This window comes from Bartonella sp. AP150HLJHH, from assembly GCF_042196385.1.
Lineage (GTDB): Bacteria > Pseudomonadota > Alphaproteobacteria > Rhizobiales > Rhizobiaceae > Bartonella.
This window is the reverse complement of the sequence record NZ_JBHIQC010000012.1, coordinates 25,410-44,509: the sequence shown is the minus strand read 5'-3', so window position 1 is coordinate 44,509 and position 19,100 is coordinate 25,410. Positions and strand designations below refer to the sequence as shown.

17 protein-coding genes are annotated in these 19,100 nt (G+C 38.8%); 3 read left to right on the top strand and 14 right to left on the bottom strand.

The genetic code is table 11. The annotated features are described in order from the left end of the window. Nucleotides 1-33 precede the first annotated feature (33 nt). The 6 genes from clpX to ACFING_RS06220 all read right to left on the bottom strand — a co-directional run bounded on the left by clpX (nt 34) and on the right by ACFING_RS06220 (nt 8,100). The gene (gene clpX, locus ACFING_RS06245) at nt 34-1,308 is read right to left on the bottom strand and encodes an ATP-dependent Clp protease ATP-binding subunit ClpX (protein ID WP_273723371.1); all 1,275 of its coding nucleotides are present in this window, start codon (nt 1,306-1,308) and stop codon (nt 34-36) included. Between the two features lie 183 nt (nt 1,309-1,491). After that, on the bottom strand, nt 1,492-2,124 hold the full coding sequence (clpP, locus tag ACFING_RS06240; protein WP_375630200.1) for an ATP-dependent Clp endopeptidase proteolytic subunit ClpP: 633 nt from the start codon (nt 2,122-2,124) through the stop codon (nt 1,492-1,494). A gap of 147 nt (nt 2,125-2,271) precedes the next feature. Then, complete coding sequence (locus ACFING_RS06235; protein ID WP_375630199.1) at nt 2,272-3,081, bottom strand: hypothetical protein; 810 nt, start codon at nt 3,079-3,081, stop codon at nt 2,272-2,274. Nucleotides 3,082-3,091: 10 nt separating this feature from the next. After that, nucleotides 3,092-4,468 carry a Trk system potassium transporter TrkA gene (gene trkA, locus ACFING_RS06230; protein ID WP_375611279.1) on the bottom strand — a complete coding sequence of 459 codons (1,377 nt, stop codon included), beginning with the start codon at nt 4,466-4,468 and terminating at the stop codon, nt 3,092-3,094. Between the two features lie 4 nt (nt 4,469-4,472). Further along, the gene (locus ACFING_RS06225; protein ID WP_375611278.1) at nt 4,473-5,831 is read right to left on the bottom strand and encodes a sigma-54-dependent transcriptional regulator; all 1,359 of its coding nucleotides are present in this window, start codon (nt 5,829-5,831) and stop codon (nt 4,473-4,475) included. A gap of 1 nt (nt 5,832) precedes the next feature. Continuing rightward, the gene (locus tag ACFING_RS06220) at nt 5,833-8,100 is read right to left on the bottom strand and encodes an ATP-binding protein (protein ID WP_375630198.1); all 2,268 of its coding nucleotides are present in this window, start codon (nt 8,098-8,100) and stop codon (nt 5,833-5,835) included. Between the two features lie 172 nt (nt 8,101-8,272). Between ACFING_RS06220 and rirA the strand changes: the two genes are divergently transcribed. From rirA to ACFING_RS06205, 3 genes are read left to right on the top strand one after another with little or no spacing between them, the layout of a single operon-like run. Next, on the top strand, nt 8,273-8,716 hold the full coding sequence (rirA, locus tag ACFING_RS06215; protein WP_375611276.1) for an iron-responsive transcriptional regulator RirA: 444 nt from the start codon (nt 8,273-8,275) through the stop codon (nt 8,714-8,716). Nucleotides 8,717-8,740: 24 nt separating this feature from the next. Further along, nucleotides 8,741-9,931: a bifunctional 2-C-methyl-D-erythritol 4-phosphate cytidylyltransferase/2-C-methyl-D-erythritol 2,4-cyclodiphosphate synthase gene (locus ACFING_RS06210; RefSeq protein WP_375630206.1), complete on the top strand. Its 1,191-nt coding sequence runs from the start codon at nt 8,741-8,743 to the stop codon at nt 9,929-9,931. Beyond that, nucleotides 9,928-10,416, top strand: coding sequence for a CinA family protein (locus tag ACFING_RS06205; protein ID WP_375611275.1), 489 nt, complete (start codon nt 9,928-9,930; stop codon nt 10,414-10,416). Before ACFING_RS06210 ends, ACFING_RS06205 begins: the two co-directional genes overlap by 4 nt. Nucleotides 10,417-11,013: 597 nt before the next feature. Here the strand turns inward: ACFING_RS06205 and ACFING_RS06200 are convergent. From ACFING_RS06200 to ACFING_RS06165, 8 genes are all read right to left on the bottom strand, one after another. Beyond that, nucleotides 11,014-11,475 (bottom strand): type II toxin-antitoxin system RatA family toxin, encoded by a 462-nt coding sequence (locus ACFING_RS06200; protein WP_375611274.1) that lies wholly within the window; start codon nt 11,473-11,475, stop codon nt 11,014-11,016. 2 nt (nt 11,476-11,477) lie between these two features. Continuing rightward, a complete protein-coding gene (gene lipA / locus ACFING_RS06195; RefSeq protein WP_375611273.1) occupies nt 11,478-12,440 on the bottom strand; it encodes a lipoyl synthase in 963 nt (320 codons plus the stop codon). A gap of 67 nt (nt 12,441-12,507) precedes the next feature. After that, nucleotides 12,508-13,968, bottom strand: a complete 1,461-nt coding sequence (lpdA, locus tag ACFING_RS06190; protein WP_375630197.1) for a dihydrolipoyl dehydrogenase — start codon at nt 13,966-13,968, stop codon at nt 12,508-12,510. A gap of 220 nt (nt 13,969-14,188) precedes the next feature. Then, the gene (locus ACFING_RS06185) at nt 14,189-15,532 is read right to left on the bottom strand and encodes a pyruvate dehydrogenase complex dihydrolipoamide acetyltransferase (RefSeq protein WP_375612899.1); all 1,344 of its coding nucleotides are present in this window, start codon (nt 15,530-15,532) and stop codon (nt 14,189-14,191) included. Nucleotides 15,533-15,546: 14 nt separating this feature from the next. Then, entirely contained in the window at nt 15,547-16,914 is a 1,368-nt protein-coding gene (locus ACFING_RS06180) for a pyruvate dehydrogenase complex E1 component subunit beta (protein ID WP_375620767.1), read from the bottom strand. A gap of 16 nt (nt 16,915-16,930) precedes the next feature. Then, nucleotides 16,931-17,971 (bottom strand): pyruvate dehydrogenase (acetyl-transferring) E1 component subunit alpha, encoded by a 1,041-nt coding sequence (gene pdhA, locus ACFING_RS06175; RefSeq protein ID WP_375630196.1) that lies wholly within the window; start codon nt 17,969-17,971, stop codon nt 16,931-16,933. A gap of 137 nt (nt 17,972-18,108) precedes the next feature. Further along, complete coding sequence (locus ACFING_RS06170; protein WP_012754998.1) at nt 18,109-18,420, bottom strand: septum formation initiator family protein; 312 nt, start codon at nt 18,418-18,420, stop codon at nt 18,109-18,111. A gap of 183 nt (nt 18,421-18,603) precedes the next feature. Then, entirely contained in the window at nt 18,604-19,035 is a 432-nt protein-coding gene (locus ACFING_RS06165) for a hypothetical protein (RefSeq protein ID WP_375620765.1), read from the bottom strand. Nucleotides 19,036-19,100: the final 65 nt, after the last annotated feature.

The window sequence follows — 19,100 nt, the reverse complement described above, 5'->3', positions numbered from 1 at the left end:
ATTACCACCTTTTATATTGTGCATAGCACAATGTCATGCTGATACATTTTCTTTATCTTCTGCACGTTCTGAGTAAATATAAAGAGGACGCGCTTTCCCATCAACGACATCACTCGAAATAACCACTTTTTGAACGCCTTCAAGAGCCGGTAGCTCAAACATCGTCTCAAGAAGGATCTTCTCCATAATTGAACGTAAACCACGAGCACCAGTTTTACGTTCAATTGCTTTCTTTGCAATAACACGTAAAGCATCTTCATGAAATGCTAACTCGACATTCTCCATTTCAAAAAGACGCTGATATTGCTTTACTAACGCATTTTTAGGTTGTGATAAAATTTGCATGAGGGCGTTAACATCTAAATCCTCTAAGGTAGCGACTATAGGAAGGCGTCCAATAAATTCTGGTATTAAACCAAATTTTATAAGATCTTCAGGCTCTAAATCACGAAAAATTTCACCGACACAACGCTCATCAGGAGCCTTAACGGTTGCAGAAAAACCAATAGAAGTTTTTTCACCACGCCCTGAAATAATCCGTTCTAAACCTGCAAAAGCTCCCCCACAAATGAATAAGATGTTTGTGGTGTCAACCTGAAGAAACTCTTGTTGCGGATGCTTACGTCCACCTTGAGGAGGAACAGAAGCAATCGTTCCTTCCATAATTTTTAATAACGCTTGCTGAACTCCTTCCCCCGAAACATCTCTTGTAATAGAAGGATTATCTGCTTTACGAGAAATCTTATCAACCTCATCGATATAAACAATACCACGCTGTGCACGTTCAACATTATAATCTGCTGCTTGAAGGAGCTTAAGAATAATATTTTCAACATCTTCCCCCACATAACCTGCTTCAGTCAAAGTGGTCGCATCCGCCATCGTAAAAGGCACATCAATAATACGTGCTAATGTTTGTGCAAGATAAGTTTTACCACAACCCGTTGGACCAACAAGAAGAATATTTGATTTAGCCAACTCAATATCATTGCTTTTAGACTGATGCGCCAACCGTTTATAATGATTATGAACAGCAACAGAAAGAACACGCTTTGCATGCTGCTGACCAATAACATAGTCATCAAGAACTGTTATAATTTCCTGTGGCGTAGGAACACCATCACGCACCTTAACCCCAGAAGACTTATTTTCTTCCCGAATAATATCCATGCAAAGCTCTACACATTCATCACAGATAAATACAGTAGGCCCCGCAATGAGCTTACGCACCTCATGCTGACTCTTGCCGCAGAACGAGCAATAGAGAGTATTTTTTGATTCGTTCCCGCTATTGCTAATTTTGCTCATTTTTCTTTCCTTTCACCACAATATATGAACACTTTGCCTTTTCAAAGGAAGCTTTTCATCATGAAAACTAAAAGACATATAGAAAACCATGCATGTCTCAATACTTTTAGGTGTTTCTCTTATTTTGCGATATTTTTTATAAAACTCTTTGATTTAAAGTAGCTATTTTTTCTATAAAAACTCTTAATCTTTTTCTTCTTTTTCAGTTTCTGCACGGTATTGTATAACATCATCAACTAAGCCAAACGCTTTGGCTTCTTCTGCTGTCATAAAATGATCGCGATCGAGAGTTCTCTCTATAATCTCATAATCTTGACTCGTATGTTGAACATAAATTTCATTTAAACGCCGTTTCATCTTTATAATATCTTGCGCATGTCGCTCAATATCTGAAGCTTGACCTTGAAAACCACCAGATGGTTGATGCACCATAATACGTGCGTTTGGCAATGTAAAACGATGACCTTTTGCTCCAGCCGTTAATAATAAAGACCCCATAGATGCCGCTTGCCCCATGCAAAGCGTAGAAACAGGAGGGCGAATAAACTGCATAGTATCATAAATAGCCATACCAGATGTTACGACACCACCTGGAGAATTAATATAAAGACTAATTTCTTTTTTAGGATTTTCCGCTTCCAAAAAAAGCAATTGTGCACAAACAAGCATTGCCATACCATCTTCAACAGGTCCATTAATAAAAATAATCCGTTCCTTTAAAAGACGGGAAAAAATATCATAGGCCCGTTCACCACGATTTGTTTGTTCAATAACCATAGGAACAAGGCTTAATGCTGTTTTCATTGGATCACTCATATTTTTACTTTCCGTTCATATAACAACCGCTCTTTACACATTCAATGTTTTTGTCCATATGTTAACATTACTCTCTTGTGCAAGCTACAATCAAGAGATTGTATAAGATAGATTAAAATCTCAATAGTTAAAATAGCAATAATAACTCTACCTAAACAAATGATGAACATCCGGAATGCGAGATACCGCCCAATGGTAAAAACTTCCTTCCTGAGGTCTTTTCGTAGTCTTTGTCTTTCTGTGAATATGAAAACCTATCAAGCGTGAATCTGTAAGCGGCTTTACGCCAAAAGCTGGTTCAAAAATACGTTCAGTTTTTCGCCCAGTCCAATAATAAAAAGTTTCCTTTTCCTTTGCTTCATGAAAAAAACCATATCGTTTTGCTAATCGTGAAATACCATCATTGCCAAATATTGTAACGCCAAGATTTCCCGGTAAAATCGGCATTTTTTTCCTCTTTAACCAGAACGGTCTCCAAACACGACGCTTAAACCCAAGCCAATGAGGAATAATTTCTGCACCTGCCCAATAATCCTCAAATATTTTTATAATAGGGTTATTGGGCGGAAAATAAAGTGCAGAAACGCCTACTCTTGTATTATTTTCTCTTGCCAACCAAACCTTATCCGCATCTGGATGAAATTGTTTAACAAGGTAAACATCTGTATCTAACCAAACACCTTGTTGATATTTCATCAGCATAACACGAAAAAAATCCGAGAACTGAACAATTGTACACCCTAGTTTATCATCAGAAAAATCGGGATCAAGGCGATAAATTGCTGAGCGTGGTAAAATTGATTCGGCTTCATACAGCTCAACACCAGCAGGGAGATTATCTATTTTTTTATCATAACTAAAAAGCTTAACGCGCTGTCCAGTTTTAACCATTGAAGACAAACAAAGCCTATCTACCAATCTTAATTGTCCACTATACCAAAAAGTACAAATATCCATAGATAATACATCAAAAATATTCTAAACTTACGCGAAAGAGTTGTTCAACATCACGAACCCTATCAGCAAGAGCAAAAATCACTATTCTATCACCAGACAAAATACGCGTATCTGCCGAAAGCTGTATTATTGTCTTATTGCGATAAATTGCACCAATTCTCAAACCATCTGATAAATTGAGCTCTGATAATGACTTACCAACCAGTGAAGATGTTTGCATCACTTCAGCTTCAATAATTTCTGCTCGGCCATTAAAAACTGAATGAACAGAACGAATACGCCCACGGCGCATTTGTTGCAAAATTCTCGATATTGTAACACTATGGGGATTAAGATATGCATCCACACCAACAGCACGACTAAATTCTTGATAGGCAACATTATTAATCAATACCATATTGGCTTTGCAGCCCAATCTTTTAGCAATAATAGCGCTTAAGAGATTAACCTGATCTTGATTGGTCAATGTAATCATTAAATCGGACTGATCAATTCCCGCATCTTGAAGAATCACTGGATCTAACACGTTACCGTATAAAACTGTTGTTTTTTCAAGCTGATCAGCAATTGTGAGGGCTCTTTCTCTATGCGCTTCTATAATCTTCAATTTTAATTTATGAAAACGCTTTTCAATAGCCTGTGCAACATAAAGGCCAATGTGACCACCCCCTGCAATAATCATGCGGTGGGCATCTTGCTCTTTATGACCAAAAAGCCCAACAGCACGACGCATCTGTTCACGAGAAACAACAAGATAGGTTATATCACCAACGCGTAATTGCGTTTCTGAATGTGCAACCAATAATTCCGCGCCACGTTTAATAGCAGTAACCGTCGTATGAAGATCTGGAAAAAGCTCTGTTAATTGACGCAAAGGTGTATTAATAACGGGACAATCTTCCATGCATTCCAAAGCTAGTGCCACAATATCATCATTACAAAAATAAAGAACATCTATTGCACCAGGTAAAGCAATACGGCGCAAAACCATTTCCCCAACTTCAACTTCTGGCGAAATAACCACATCAATGGGAATATTCTCTCTGGAAAAAAGCGTCTTATAACGTGGTTCTAAATAAGATTGTGAGCGAATACGAGCAATTTTTGTGGGCACATTAAATAATGAATGTGCTACTTGGCAAGCTACCATATTAACTTCATCAAACAAAGTGACAGCAATCAACATATCAGCTTTGTCTGCATCTGCAGCCAAAAGAACTTCAGGCCGTGAACCGTGACCAACAAAACCTCTCACATCCAATGTATCGCGAATCTTTTCAATTAATCTCGTTTCAATATCAATAACAGTAACATCGTGATTTTCAGCAGCAAGACGCTCTGCTATCCCATAACCAACCTGTCCTGCTCCACAAATAATAATACGCATCGCTTTAAGAAACTCCAAGCGCTTTAAGTTTACGGTGCAAAGCTGAACGCTCCATGCCTATAAATTCAGCAGTACGTGATATATTTCCACCCAAACGCCCAATCTGCGCCACTAAATATCTCTTTTCAAATAATTCTCGAGCTTCACGTAACGGCAAATCCATTATACTTTCATCTGAATCCATTTGAAGACGTGGCAAAGAATCACTTACTTCACTGGGAAGAAAGTCCGCTGTTATAGGACCATCACCATCCCGCACAAGAATAAGAAGACGCTCAATATTATTACGTAATTGCCGCACATTACCCGGCCAAGCGTGCGTTTGCAAAATAGCAATCACATCATCACTGATTGCACGCGGTTTAATCCCAACCTGCTGTGATATTGTTTTTACAAAATGATGTACAAGTTCTGGAATATCTTCACGACGCGCTGAAAGGGGCGGAACAACAATAGGAACAACGGAAAGACGGTGAAAAAGATCCTCCCTAAAGCGCCCATCAGAAATGAGGTTTTCAAGATTTTGCGCTGTCGAAGAAATGATACGGACATCCACCTTAACACGTTTTGTGCCGCCAATTCTCTCAAATGTTTGCCCCGTTAAAACCCGAAGAATCTTCCCTTGAGTCTCACGCGGCATGTCAGCAATTTCATCAAGATATAAGATACCGCCATGAGCTTCCTCTAAGGCACCAATTTTACGCTCTCTTCCCTCCATTTCGCTGCCAAACAGCTCTATTTCCATTCTTTCCGGAGTAATCGTTGCAGCATTTATTGTAACAAATGGCCCATTCGAACGCGTTGAGAGCGCATGAATAGCTCGTGCAACAGTCTCTTTTCCTGCCCCTGAAGGACCTGTTATCATGATGCGACTATTGGTTGGTGCTACTTTTTCTATGATTTGACGCAAATTTTTTATAACTGTCGATTTTCCGAGCAACTCTAATGTCTCGTTCGAACGCTTTCGCAATTCTAAAAGCTCACGTTTTAAATTTGAATTTTCAAGTGTTCTCTCTGCAACCAATACAAGTCTATCAGCTTTAAAAGGTTTTTCAATGAAATCATATGCCCCTCGCTTTATAGCGGAAACAGCCGTCTCAATATTACCATGACCAGAGATCATAACAACCGGAAGAGCCGGATATTGTGTTTTAATTTCATCAAGCAGTGCTAAACCATCGAGACGACTACCCTGTAGCCAAATATCCAAAAAAATGAGCTTTGGAATACGCTCACTAATTTGAGCCAATGCTTCATCAGAGTTACAAGCAACACGCGTTTCATAACCTTCATCATCTAAAATACCAGCAACAAGCTCACGAATATCTGCTTCATCATCAACAATCAAGATATCTGATACCATACTATTCCCCTATCTTATGATTTATGGCTTGTATAATATTACCCTGCTTACCCCCATCCGCTGGAAATATCAAACGGATCATCGCACCACGACCTTCATAAAAACTCTCCGGTGCATCATGAAGCTCCATGAAACCACCGTGATCTTCAATAACTTTGCGCACAATAGCTAACCCCAGCCCTGTTCCTTTTTCCCGCGTTGTTATATAGGGTTCTAATAACTTTTGTCTTTGCTCTTTAGGAAGTCCTTTCCCGTTATCAACAACATCCACAACCACCCATTCTCCCTGACGATAAGAACGGATAAGAATATGACCGTGAATATTTTCCTCTCGCATAACTGAATCTATGGATTCGCTCGCGTTTTTGATAACATTGCAAAAAGCCTGTACAATGAGACGGTTATCAAATGCACCCATAAGTGGTAGAGTTCCTAAATCTTGCTCAAAATGAATATCATGTCGCGTCACCTCTATCAAGAAACATGCTTCGCGCAACAATTCTCGTATATCTAAAATATGCATTTTGGGTTTGGGCATACGTGCAAAAGAGGAAAACTCATCAACCATACGCCCAATATCTCCAACCTGCCGAATAATTGTGTCAATACACCGCTCAAAGACCTCTCTATCTTGTGTAATAGCTTTGTTATAACGTTTACGAATGCGTTCAGCGGATAACTGAATAGGTGTAAGAGGATTTTTAATTTCGTGTGCAATACGCCGCGCAATATCCGCCCACGCCGCTGTACGTTGCGCTGCAACAAGATCTGTAATATCATCAATTGTTAGAACCCAAGATTGCCCTTGTCCATCATCCTCCTCCATCGTAACTTGGACATTACAGACACGCTCTTTTCCTGCAACGTTTAAAGTGACCTGCTCACGATGGTTTTTACGATCCAATGAACGCACAAACTGAAAAACCTGCCAAATTTCAGCGCTTAAAGATAAAAGACTTTTTCCAACAACGCGCTCTGAGCGAATATCAAACATCGCTTCAATAGACCGATTGATAATGGTGATATCACCATTATCATCTATACCTGCTACTCCCGCTGTTACACCCGATAACACAGCTTCAGAAAAACGCCGTCTTTCATCAATTTGATCACGCACTGCAATCAATTCATTACGCCGACTTTTCAATTCACTGACCATGTAATTAAAAGTTTTGGATAATTGCCCAATATCTCCATCTTTTGCTCGTACTGGCACGAAAATTTCCATATTTCCAGAAGCAACATCATCGGCAGCACTAATGAGAAGACGAATAGGACGTACTAAGCGATCAGCAACAGCAATAGCAGCCCAAATGGCTGATAAGAATAAACTAAAAAAAAGACACAAATAAAGCATACCAAATGCAATCTGTGTCAGCAGGCGATTCTCATTTAAATCACGATAACGATCTGTATTAACTTCCGTCAAACGCAAAGCAGATAAAACACCTTTATCAACGTCACGCACCAAATATAAAAATGTGTTTGGAATATTGGTAAATTTTAAAATAATACCAAAATAATCATGGACGCCTGGTTGAAAAGAAAAAGGTCTCGCACTGGTTGCACGTTCAATAAGATGAGAAGGAGGAATTGGCAGTTTATCTTCATCACCAAGAGCACTCGATACAAAAATAGCTCCACTAGAACTTAACAAAAATGCACCACGCAAATTGCGTCCTAGAGCATGACGCGTCAATTGCATCCTATATTCAGCTGGATTACGTTCTAAGAGTTTTTTGTTATCAAGTGCAAATGCCATCGCGTAGGATAAATTTTTTAAATTTTGGAGCATTTCATCTGCATAAGCATTTGCTAAATCAATAGAAGAGCCCACAATTTGCCGCGTTGTTGTATCAAACCATCGATCAAGTCCCAAATTTAGTGCTGGACCCGATACAAGAGCTACAGCAACAGCTGGCATTGTCGCAACAAGTGCAAACAATGAAATAAGGCGCACATGAAGACGCGATCCTGCACGCCTTGAACGCCAAGCACGAATGATCGGTATCATCTCATAAAAAACGATGACAATAAGCCCTAAAACCCAAAAACTATTAATTCCTATAAGAATAAGGGTTACTGTTCTACTGGGAACAACAGGAGTTAATCCAATAAGAATAATAAATGAAACAGAGGCCGTAAGTAAAGCCAATACAATAATTGTAATCCCTAAAAAAATATATACCTTACTTAAACGATACAACTCATCGTTATAAGTATTTTTATCTATGTCTTGAAGATTCGTCACAGATGTTATATTCGTCATGAGCTTACATACCCTTATCCCATTATTCTCATATAACCTTTTGTAGCAAAAATTGACAATACTAATACTACATTTAAAATAGGCAAATATAGTCAACGAGAAAAAACTTCTACATTTTGCAAAATATCTTTAAAATAGACTGTGTTCGACGATACTTTACGAAGGAAATGAGATGCGATTAACAAAACAAACAAATTATGCTCTTCGAATGCTCATGTATTGTGCAGATAATCAGGGAACTCTCAGTCGTGTTCCAGAAATTGCTAAAGCATATGCCGTTTCAGAGCTTTTTTTATTTAAAATCCTTCAGCTGCTTGTTCAAGCAGGTTTTATACAAACAGTGCGTGGACGCAATGGTGGAGTTAGATTGGCTAAACCCGCAGCAGAGATTTCAGTCGCTGATGTTGTGAAAGTAACAGAAGACAACTTTTCCCTCGCAGAATGTTTCGATACTGCAGAACCAACTTGCCCCTTGTTTGATTTTTGTGGTTTAAATACCGCACTTCAAAAAGCATTAAATGCTTTTTTTGAGGTGTTATCCGTGATATCCCTTGCTGATCTACAACAACCATCCTTTCAAAATCATTTTAAAATTAATGACAAAAAAGCAAACTAAGATTATAATACAAGGAGATTAAGTATTTCTATTGCAGCAATAATATTAGCCGCTGGACGGGGTGAAAGAGCAGGATCTCCCCATAAAATTCCAAAACAATATCGGCTTCTAGGACAAAAGCCAATTATTTATCATACCGTGCATTGTTTTTTGCAGCATCCAGCTATCACAACAATTATTCTTGTTATTCATCCAGAAGATCGTCAAATCTGTGAACAAGCTATTGACGATTTTAAAGAGCGCCTTATTATCGTTGAAGGAGGCAATACACGTCAAATCTCTACCTTATATGGACTTCAGGCACTCAAAAAATTTGCCCCCCAATATGTGCATATTCATGATGGTGCACGCCCTTTTATCGAAAACAAGCTTCTTAATAACATTCACAACACTATCACGCCTCAAGAAGGTGTTCTTCCTGTTCTGCCCATCTCTGATACCCTTAAACGTATAAATAATCAGCATGTTTTAGAAACAATTCCCCGTACCCATCTTTATAGAGCACAAACTCCACAGTGTTTTCCCTTTGAACATATCTTAGCGGCCCATAAACAAGCAAAACAAGCTTGCAAACAAGAATTCACTGACGATTCTGCAATTGCCGAATGGTTTGGAATTCCTATGCGTACCATTCCTGGGGATCCTAACAACATAAAAATTACATGGCATGAAGATTTTAATACTGCACATTTATATCTCCAAAAGAAAATGCAAATATTTCCTGATATTCGTACCGGCAATGGTTATGATGTTCACTCTTTTGAGGATGGTGATTTTCTTATATTATGTGGTATAAAAATCCCTTTTCATAAAAAATTAAATGGACACTCCGATGCGGATGTTGCTCTTCATGCATTAACAGATGCCCTTCTTGCAACTCAAGGTGCTGGAGATATCGGTACACATTTTCCTCCCTCTGATCCTCAATGGAAAAATGTATCATCAGAAATTTTTCTCCGTCATGCTCTTGATATTATAAAACAAGCAGGTGGTCGTATCGCCAATGTTGATATCACAATTATCGCTGAAAATCCTAAAATTAGTCCATATCGTCATGCCATGACAGAAAATCTTATAACAATACTTGCAATAACACCTGATCGAATCTCTATCAAAGCAACAACAAATGAAAGGCTTGGATTTATTGGTCGTGGTGAGGGAATTGCTGCTCTTGCAACAGTGAGCGTCCTTTATTCAGGAGAAATTCCCCAATGACATATCTTTGTGAAAAACACGCACATGAAGTCCTTAATACCTTTCGCCAAAAAGGTTTGCTGTTAACAACTGTAGAGTCTTGTACAGGGGGACTCATTGCTGCATGCCTCACAAATATAGCAGGATCGTCAGATGTTCTCGATTGTGGATTTGTTGTTTATTCAAATGAATCCAAAACACGCCTTGTTGGCGTTTGTGCTGAACTTATAAGAACCTATGGTGCCGTTTCAAAAGAAGTTGCTCTTGCAATGGCTGAGGGTGGATTAAAACATTCACAAGCTGACATTGCAGTTTCTGTAACAGGAATTGCTGGCCCAGGAGGTGCAAGTCTTGATAAACCTGTAGGACTTGTGCATTGCGCAGTTGCTTACAAAAACCACTCTCCCCTGCACAAAGAAATGCACTTTGCTCATCTTAATCGCAATGCTATCCGCCACGCAACTGTTGAAAATGCTTTTAAAATGATTCTGGAATTGCTTCACTGAATTCCCCATACTAATTTCAAAATTCTTTATTCCCCATCGAGTCTATAATCGTCAACATCTTGAAAAAATTTTATTGTATCACAACTTGAAAATGAAAGATCTGAATAGCGTAAAGTTATCTCACTTCAGTCCTGTGTAGATTGAATTAATCAAATTTATTCACTTGCACGCCACAAGAGAAAAAACTGTATAAATAAAATGATTAAAGAAAGAGACACTTGTACTTCTCTCAAGTGCTAAGAGCTGGCACAACATCTTGAGAGATGGCAAATAAATGATACAGGAGGAATTCTTCATAAGTGTACAGATGTAGATTTTATATACTTTTACGAAAATCTATACTATTTATTATGAGCACTATTATGAAATGGGTATGACGCAAGCAGGTTCTATTTGGGCGTTTTGTTTAACGAGTGTGCATCCATTAAAAAAGAGAGAAACAAAAGCATGAAGCTGTGCATCATCTTCATCATTTAAAATGATATTCCTTCAATATGCTTTTGAAAGCTGAATTAAAAACAAATAGTAAAGATGGAAACCGGTTTTCACCTTCACGCTGTTTAAGCAATAGGTATTGTTAAAAAATAACAGAATAGACTATGTTACCGTAGAGCCATAAATCTGATGCGCACGCTTCTCAAAAGCCTCGGTAAATTTACGAAACGCAATATCAAACATTGAGCCCATGACTAATCCAAGCGTTTTACTTTTAAATTCATAATCAATAAAAAACTCTATATTACATGCATTGGTATTTTCAATATCATGAAAGGCCCAACGATTTTCAAGATATTTGAATGGACCATCAATATATTTAACTTCTATAAGACTTTTTTCCGGCTGAAGAAATACTTGAGTCGTAAAAGTTTCACGAATAATCTTATAGCCAACGGTCATATCCGCAAGAAGCAATATTTTTTTTCCATATTCTTTTCGAGAACGTATTATTAAAGACTCACACATTGGTAAAAATTCAGGATAACGCTCAATATCTGAAACCAGATCAAACATTTCACTGGCACTATGGGTGATCTGCCGATGTATTGTAAAAATCGGCATAATTATCTCTGTAAGGAAAATTTTTCATCACGCGCTTTTTGCAAAATGGCAAAATCATCTCCAGCATGATGAGATGAACGCGTTAGAGGATTGGAGGCCATATGTAAAAATCCTTTTACTTTACCAATCTTGGCAAAAGACTCAAATTCTTCAGGAGGCACAAAACGAACAACTGGATGATGTTTTCGTGTAGGCTGCAAATATTGTCCAATTGTCATAAAGTCAACATCAGCAGCGCGCAAATCATCCATCAATTGCAAAACTTCATTTCGCTCCTCCCCGAGGCCAACCATAATTCCCGATTTTGTAAAAATTGTTGGATCAAGTTCTTTAACACGTTGTAACAAACGAATTGAATGAAAATAACGTGCCCCTGGACGGACCTTCAAATATTTAGAAGGAACTGTTTCTAAGTTATGATTAAAAACATCAGGCTTAGCAGCAACAACAACTTCTAAAGCGCCATCCTTATGACGAAAATCAGGTGTAAGAACTTCAATTGTTGTTTTAGGAGTTTTTTGACGAATCGCATAAATAACTTTTGCAAAATGCTCAGCACCACCATCAGCAAGATCATCACGATCAACAGATGTAATGACAACATGTTTTAATTCCATCCTTGCAACAGCATCAGCGACACGTTCTGGCTCATTATCATCAACGGCAAGTGGAATACCTGTTGCAACGTTACAAAAAGCACAAGCACGCGTACATATTTCACCTAAAATCATAAAGCTAGCATGCCTCTGGCTCCAACATTCGCCAATATTAGGACAACCAGCTTCTTCACATACAGTCACTAGCTTATGCGTACGTACAATACCATGTGTTTCCTTATAAATTGGTGATGTTGGCGCTTTTACACGAATCCAATCTGGCTTTTTTTGAACGCTTGTATCAGGACGATGTGCCTTTTCAGGATGACGCAATCGTCTATTTGCAACTCTATCAACAACCGTAACCATTTAAGCCTTTGCCTTATAAATACGAAGTAACAATCAAAAATATAAAATTTTTCATACAATCCAGTCATCAAGCGTTTAAAACTTGACCATAAGCATCTAATACACTTTCTTTCATCATTTCCGATAAGGTCGGATGTGGAAAGACAGTATGCATTAATTCTTCTTCTGTTGTTTCAAGATTCATAGCAATAACAAAACCCTGTATCAATTCTGTTACCTCAGCCCCTACCATATGGGCCCCGAGAAGCTGTCCTGTTTTTTTATCAAAAATCGTTTTTACTAACCCCTGATCTTCACCCAAAGCAATCGCCTTACCATTCGCAGCAAAAGAATAACGACCAATACGTATATCATAACCTGCTTCTTTTGCTGCCGCTTCTGAAAGCCCTACAGAGGCAACCTGTGGTGTACAATATGTACACCCTGGAATTTTTCTTTTATCAAGTGGATGAGCGCTTTTCAAACCTGCAAGATGCTCAATACATATCACACCTTCTTCTTCTGCTTTATGGGCCAACATAGGAGGGCCTGCTACATCACCAATAGCATAAATACCTCCCACCCCCGTCCAACTCCATTCATCAGTTACAATGCAGCCGCGATCGGTTTTTATTCCCAAAGCTTCTAAACCAAGATTCTCAATATTACCTTGCACCCCAACAGCAGAAATCAACCGGTCAACAGTCATTGACTCTATTTTACCTTGAACATCAATATGTACACTTACAGAATCGGAAGATTTTTCAACCTTTGTTACTTTTGCTTGACGAAGAATACGTAAACCTTTTTTCTCTAACTGTTTACGAGCAAACGTTGAAATTTCAATATCTTCAGCAGGCATGATATGGGGCATCATTTCAACAACAGTTACTGTCGCCCCCATATCATGATAAAAAGAAGCAAATTCAATGCCAATAGCCCCAGACCCTATAACCAAAAGCGATTTTGGCATTGCTGGCGGTATCATAGCTTCAAAATAAGTCCAAATGAGTTTTCCATCTGGCTCAATACCAGGAAGGACACGAGGACGTGCGCCCGTTGCAATAATGATATGCTTTGCTTGATAAGTTCCCTCCCCTAACGTCCCTTTAGGGACTGGATTTTGCGGTTGCATAATCGGTTTGGAGGATGAAGAAACCATAATTTCCGCAGGAAGGCTTCCCTTTGCTTCTTTAGTAAGCTTTGCTTCACCCCAGATAATATCAATTTTGTTTTTTTTCATTAAAAAACCAACACCAGCATTTAAACGTGCTGAAACACCCCGTGAACGTGCCACAACATCTTTGATGTTTGCCTCAATTGAACCATTAATTTTTAATCCATAATTTGTCGCATGTTCAGCAAAATGTTTCATTTCCGCTGAACGTAGAAGGGCCTTTGTTGGAATACATCCCCAATTTAAACAGATCCCTCCCAAATGTTCACGTTCAACAATCGCAGTCTTAAAGCCACATTGTGCTGCACGAATTGCGGTTACATATCCGCCTGGACCTGATCCAATCACAATTACATCATAAAGATTTGCCACAGTAATTCCTCCATGGATATATAAAAAACGGATATGCATTTTTTGAACTTAAGACTGTAAAACAACATGAGAGAATTATCTTATGTCTTTGCTTTAAGCTTCACGTAAATGCTTTACCCAAACCAGAAATAGCAATAACATTGCTCTTTAAACTCTTTAAATTTGTTTCTATTCTCTTAACACGCTTTCTCACAATTTACGTGAAGAACTGTTAAACAGTTCAAACCAACATTGCTAATGGATTTTCAATCATCTTCTTAAAAGTCCGCGCGAGCTCTGCTGCTAAAGCACCATCGACAGCACGATGATCCGCAGAAAGCGTAACTGACATAACTGTCGCAACAACTAATGCACCATTTTTAACAACGGCGCGTTGCTCCCCTGCACCAATCGCAAAAATCGTCGCATGCGGTGGATTAAGAATAGCCGAAAAACTTTTTATACCATACATCCCCATATTTGATACAGCTGTTGTTCCACCCTGATATTCTTCCATTTTTAACTTGCCCTCGCGCGCACGCTTTGCAAAATCCTTCATCTCTTTGGAAATAAGTGATAACGGCTTTTTCTCTGCATGGCGAATAATCGGTGTAATTAATCCATTGGGAATAGAAACAGCAACCCCAACATCACAATGTTTATGATGAAGCATCCCGCCTTCAAGCCAAGAAACATTCGCATCAGGAACCGCTTTCAAAGAAAGTGCGACAGCTTTGATCACCATATCATTAACAGAAAGCTTATAAGTAGGCTGAGTTTCTTCCTGCCCCTTAACCATTGGAGCAGCAGCATTTAGTTGTGTACGCAGTGCTAATAGCGCATCAAGTTCACAATCTACCGTTACATAGAAATGTGGGACTCTCTGTTTTGATTCCACCAAACGTGTCGCGATTGTTTTACGCATATTATTATGGGGAGCGAAGCTATATTCATCCTCTTTGAAGAGTTTCAATATCTGTTTGTCCGAAGCACCTGTAGCTATTAGCTCCCCTATCGATGATGAATAAGACACTTTAGACATATCGCTGCTCACAGCTTTTTCTACATCGCGCTTAATAATACGCCCATGCGGACCACTTCCAGAAATAAGGGATAAATCAAGACCTGCCTGAGATGCTAATCGCCGCGCTAAGGGAGAGGCAAAAAGACGAGCTTCCTTTTTATCTTGCTGTATTAATTGCCCAGTTGATGATTCATGAGACATTTTTATTCCCTTTGAGTCCGTCTGTTTCAGAGAATCTGTCTGTTTGATGCCCTCTGGTTTTTGTCTTGTAGAAGAAGAGATTTCTTCTGCAACTTTTGCAGCTTCAGCTAAATCTTCACCTTCTTCTGCTAAAACAACAATTAAAGCATTTACTTTAACGCCTTGTGTTCCAGCAGGAACAACAATTTTAGCAACCCTACCTTCATCAACGGCTTCGACTTCCATTGTCGCTTTATCCGTCTCAATTTCAGCAATAACATCACCAGAGGAAACCTTATCTCCCTCCTTAATATTCCATTTTGTTAAATTTCCCTCTTCCATCGTAGGGGAAAGCGCTGGCATTGTAATTTTAATGGGCATTATGCTTTCCTCCGTTATGCTCTGTATGTCACAGCCTTAACGGCCTCAATAATTTCAGCAGTATTAGGCAAAGCCAACTTCTCAAGATTAGCGGCATAAGGCATCGGAACATCTTTACCAGAAATCGTAGCAATTGGCGCATCAAGATAGTCAAAAGCCTGCTGCATAACACGCGTTGCTATTTCAGTTCCCACAGATGACTGAGGAAATCCCTCTTCAATTGTTACCAAACGACCTGTTTTTTTAACTGACGAAAGAATTGTTGGAAGATCCATCGGGCGAATGGTTCGTAAATCAATCAATTCAACATCAATACCAAGTTTTTCGATTTCTGGTAACGCTTGAACAGCATAATGCATCCCAATTCCACATGCAACAATCGTCACATCTTGTCCAGACTTATGAATACGTGCCTTACCAATAGGCAAAAGAAAATCATCCAGTTGAGGAACATCAAATTGATGCCCATACAAAATCTCATTTTCAAGGAAAATAACAGGATTATCATCACGAATAGCAGATTTCAGCAAACCTTTTGCATCTGCAGCACTATAAGGCATGACAACTTTCAGACCTGGTACATGACTATACCATGCAGCATAACATTGAGAATGTTGAGCACCAACACGGGCAGCCGCGCCATTGGGACCTCGGAAAACCATAGGAGCGGTCATTTGTCCACCAGACATATAACGTGTTTTGGCTGCTGAGTTAATAATTTGGTCCATCGCCTGCATCGCAAAATTAAAGGTCATAAACTCGACAATAGGACGTAACCCACCAAAAGCAGCCCCGACAGCCAGCCCAGCAAAGCCGTGTTCTGTAATTGGGGTATCAATAACTCGGCGTTCTCCGAATTCTTCCAACAAACCTTGACTAACCTTATAGGCACCTTGATATTGCGCGACTTCTTCCCCCATAAGAAAAACTGTTTCATCACGCCGCATTTCTTCAGCCAAAGCCTGATTAAGCGCTTCACGAACTGTCATTGTAACCATTTGTGTTCCCGCTGGAATATCAAAATTAAGAGATGTATCAAAAGTAGGAGCAGCCTGCGGAACTGACAAAGGCAGAGAAAGAGCAGATTCCTTAGTTTTTTGTGCTGTATCAGTAGGTTGCGAAATATCCTCAGCACGCTCACCTTCTTCTAACAAAATTGCAATAACAGTGTTAACCCTTACGCCTTCTGAACCTTCAGGCACAAAAATTTTACCAAGAGTACCTTCATCAACGGCCTCTACTTCCATTGTAGCCTTATCCGTTTCAATTTCAGCAATAACATCGCCAGAGCTAACCTTATCACCTTCTTTCTTGAGCCATTTAGACAGTTTACCTTCTTCCATAGTTGGTGAAAGCGTCGGCATCAAAATATCAATAGACATACTTGCTTCCCTCGCATCAAACTAAAATATCAGTATAGAGCTCAGAAGCATCTGGCTCTTGATCACTTTGTGCAAAATCTACCGCATCAGCAACAATTGCACGGACCTCTTTCTCAATAGATTTTAAATCGTCTTCGCTCGCCCAATTTTTTTTAAGAATCCGACTTTTTACTTGATCAATCGGATCGTGCTCCTCTTTTATTTTTTGGACTTCTTCCTTTGAACGATATTTTGCTGGATCAGACATGGAATGACCACGATAGCGATAGGTCTGCATATCAAGAATGATCGGTCCTTTACCTGAGCGTGCCCAAGAAATTGCTTTATCAGCAGCTCCTTTTACTGATCGAACATCCATACCGTCAACAACAATACCTGGAATTTCAAAAGAAAGACCACGTCGTGAAAAATCAGTTTCTGCAGATGCACGTGAAACTGACGTTCCCATAGCATACTGATTGTTTTCAATAATATAAACAACGGGAAGCTTCCAAAGTGAAGCCATATTAAAACTCTCGTAAACCTGCCCCTGATTTGCAGCACCATCACCAAAATAAACCAATGTCACATTATCTTTACCAAGGTACTGATTCGAAAATGCCAAACCTGAACCAATGGGAACCTGCGCACCAACAATACCATGTCCCCCATAAAAGTTCTTTTCTTTAGAGAACATATGCATCGAGCCACCTTTCCCTTTGGAAAAGCCACCTTGACGTCCCGTTAATTCTGCCATAACACCACGCGGACTCATCCCAACCGCTAACATATGACCATGATCACGGTAAGACGTAATAACCTGATCACCTTCTTTTGCCGCTTTCAATGTTCCTATAACAACGGCTTCCTGACCAATATAAAGGTGACAAAATCCCCCAATAAGCCCCATACCATAAAGTTGTCCTGCTTTTTCTTCAAAACGGCGAATTAAAAGCATTTCACGATAAGCATCAAGTTCTTCTTCTTTTGTAAAATCTGCTATTGGTGCTTTCTTTGTGGTGCTTGATAATGCAGTGCGCGCCACCGACGCAGAATTTTTTTTAAGTCGTTCTGCCATATTAAACTCCCTTTTATGATTATTTAGGAATAACCTTTACGAACAAAAGTTACAAGCCTTATCAATCCGGCTTAAACAATATCATTGCTGATTGTTGTTTAAATTAAGCGATTTTTCATTTACCTTTAGTATCAATTTCAAGGTATTAAGATTGTCAGTTCATTTGGCTTAGAAAAGTTCAAATTCTTTCGGACATACTCATCCAACATATCTTTTTCTATATGCCCGTTGCGTAAAAGAGAAATACGCTTTTCCATGAATATCCGCTCAGCTTCTATTTTATGAAGCTCCTTTTCTAATTCGCTAATATGCTGATTAACTTCACTGCGTGAATACAATCCATACTCACCATGATAAATGTGATAACTGAAATAGCTTAAGACTCCCACCGTCATAAGAGGTAGTACAAAGCGTACTTTGATTGATCGACGTTTCTGCTTTGTCCACATAAAATAGCACAGTCTTTACAGCAAAATTTCTTGATATTTTGCCCAACTATGCATGATTTTGATTAATACCTCATTACCAAATCTACACCAAAATAATTTGTTATTTCAATTTATCCCCCCCCCTTAATACGATCAAAGTAAGTTGAATGCCTCACTTTTTATATTATAAATATTGGATATCCTCTAATTTGTAGCTTTTTTCCTAAAATTTCCTGTTAAAATAAGAATAAAATCAATCAATACCCAAGGTATAATTATAAAAATAATCCCTATAAGCCCTATCCCCATAAATAGTAGACCTATTGTACTTAGTATAGTTATAAGAAGCATTACAATGCCTGTTATAATTTTACCAACCATAAAACGATGAATCCCCAATGCACCAAAACACAAGCAAACGATCGCTAACAACATTTTTGATTGTTGTGGCTGCCCTGCTGACAAGATAGGGAAAACAGACTTAATAGTATCCCCTTCACAGACAAAATCAACCATATCACCAACCTTTGGTGGCTTTTTTCCTGACCAATTCCTACTCAAGAACTGATAACGCTTACCATCACCACCTGAAACGAAATAATTTCCTTGATCCTGACTAATAATTTTACCTTTCATCTTCACCACCTATAAAATTGTTATGCATAAAGAAGCTTTTCTTCTAATATGATAATATGTTGGAT

What these genes read in the sequence shown, in the direction of transcription:
- clpX (WP_273723371.1), bottom strand. Translation starts at nt 1,308, where the DNA reads ATGAGCAAAATTAGCAATAGCGGGAACGAATCAAAAAATACTCTCTAT.
- clpP (WP_375630200.1), bottom strand. Translation starts at nt 2,124, where the DNA reads ATGAGTGATCCAATGAAAACAGCATTAAGCCTTGTTCCTATGGTTATT.
- ACFING_RS06235 (WP_375630199.1), bottom strand. Translation starts at nt 3,081, where the DNA reads ATGGATATTTGTACTTTTTGGTATAGTGGACAATTAAGATTGGTAGAT.
- trkA (WP_375611279.1), bottom strand. Translation starts at nt 4,468, where the DNA reads ATGCGTATTATTATTTGTGGAGCAGGACAGGTTGGTTATGGGATAGCA.
- ACFING_RS06225 (WP_375611278.1), bottom strand. Translation starts at nt 5,831, where the DNA reads ATGGTATCAGATATCTTGATTGTTGATGATGAAGCAGATATTCGTGAG.
- ACFING_RS06220 (WP_375630198.1), bottom strand. Translation starts at nt 8,100, where the DNA reads ATGACGAATATAACATCTGTGACGAATCTTCAAGACATAGATAAAAAT.
- rirA (WP_375611276.1), top strand. Translation starts at nt 8,273, where the DNA reads ATGCGATTAACAAAACAAACAAATTATGCTCTTCGAATGCTCATGTAT.
- ACFING_RS06205 (WP_375611275.1), top strand. Translation starts at nt 9,928, where the DNA reads ATGACATATCTTTGTGAAAAACACGCACATGAAGTCCTTAATACCTTT.
- ACFING_RS06200 (WP_375611274.1), bottom strand. Translation starts at nt 11,475, where the DNA reads ATGCCGATTTTTACAATACATCGGCAGATCACCCATAGTGCCAGTGAA.
- lipA (WP_375611273.1), bottom strand. Translation starts at nt 12,440, where the DNA reads ATGGTTACGGTTGTTGATAGAGTTGCAAATAGACGATTGCGTCATCCT.
- ACFING_RS06185 (WP_375612899.1), bottom strand. Translation starts at nt 15,532, where the DNA reads ATGCCCATTAAAATTACAATGCCAGCGCTTTCCCCTACGATGGAAGAG.
- ACFING_RS06180 (WP_375620767.1), bottom strand. Translation starts at nt 16,914, where the DNA reads ATGTCTATTGATATTTTGATGCCGACGCTTTCACCAACTATGGAAGAA.
- pdhA (WP_375630196.1), bottom strand. Translation starts at nt 17,971, where the DNA reads ATGGCAGAACGACTTAAAAAAAATTCTGCGTCGGTGGCGCGCACTGCA.
- ACFING_RS06170 (WP_012754998.1), bottom strand. Translation starts at nt 18,420, where the DNA reads ATGTGGACAAAGCAGAAACGTCGATCAATCAAAGTACGCTTTGTACTA.
- ACFING_RS06165 (WP_375620765.1), bottom strand. Translation starts at nt 19,035, where the DNA reads ATGAAAGGTAAAATTATTAGTCAGGATCAAGGAAATTATTTCGTTTCA.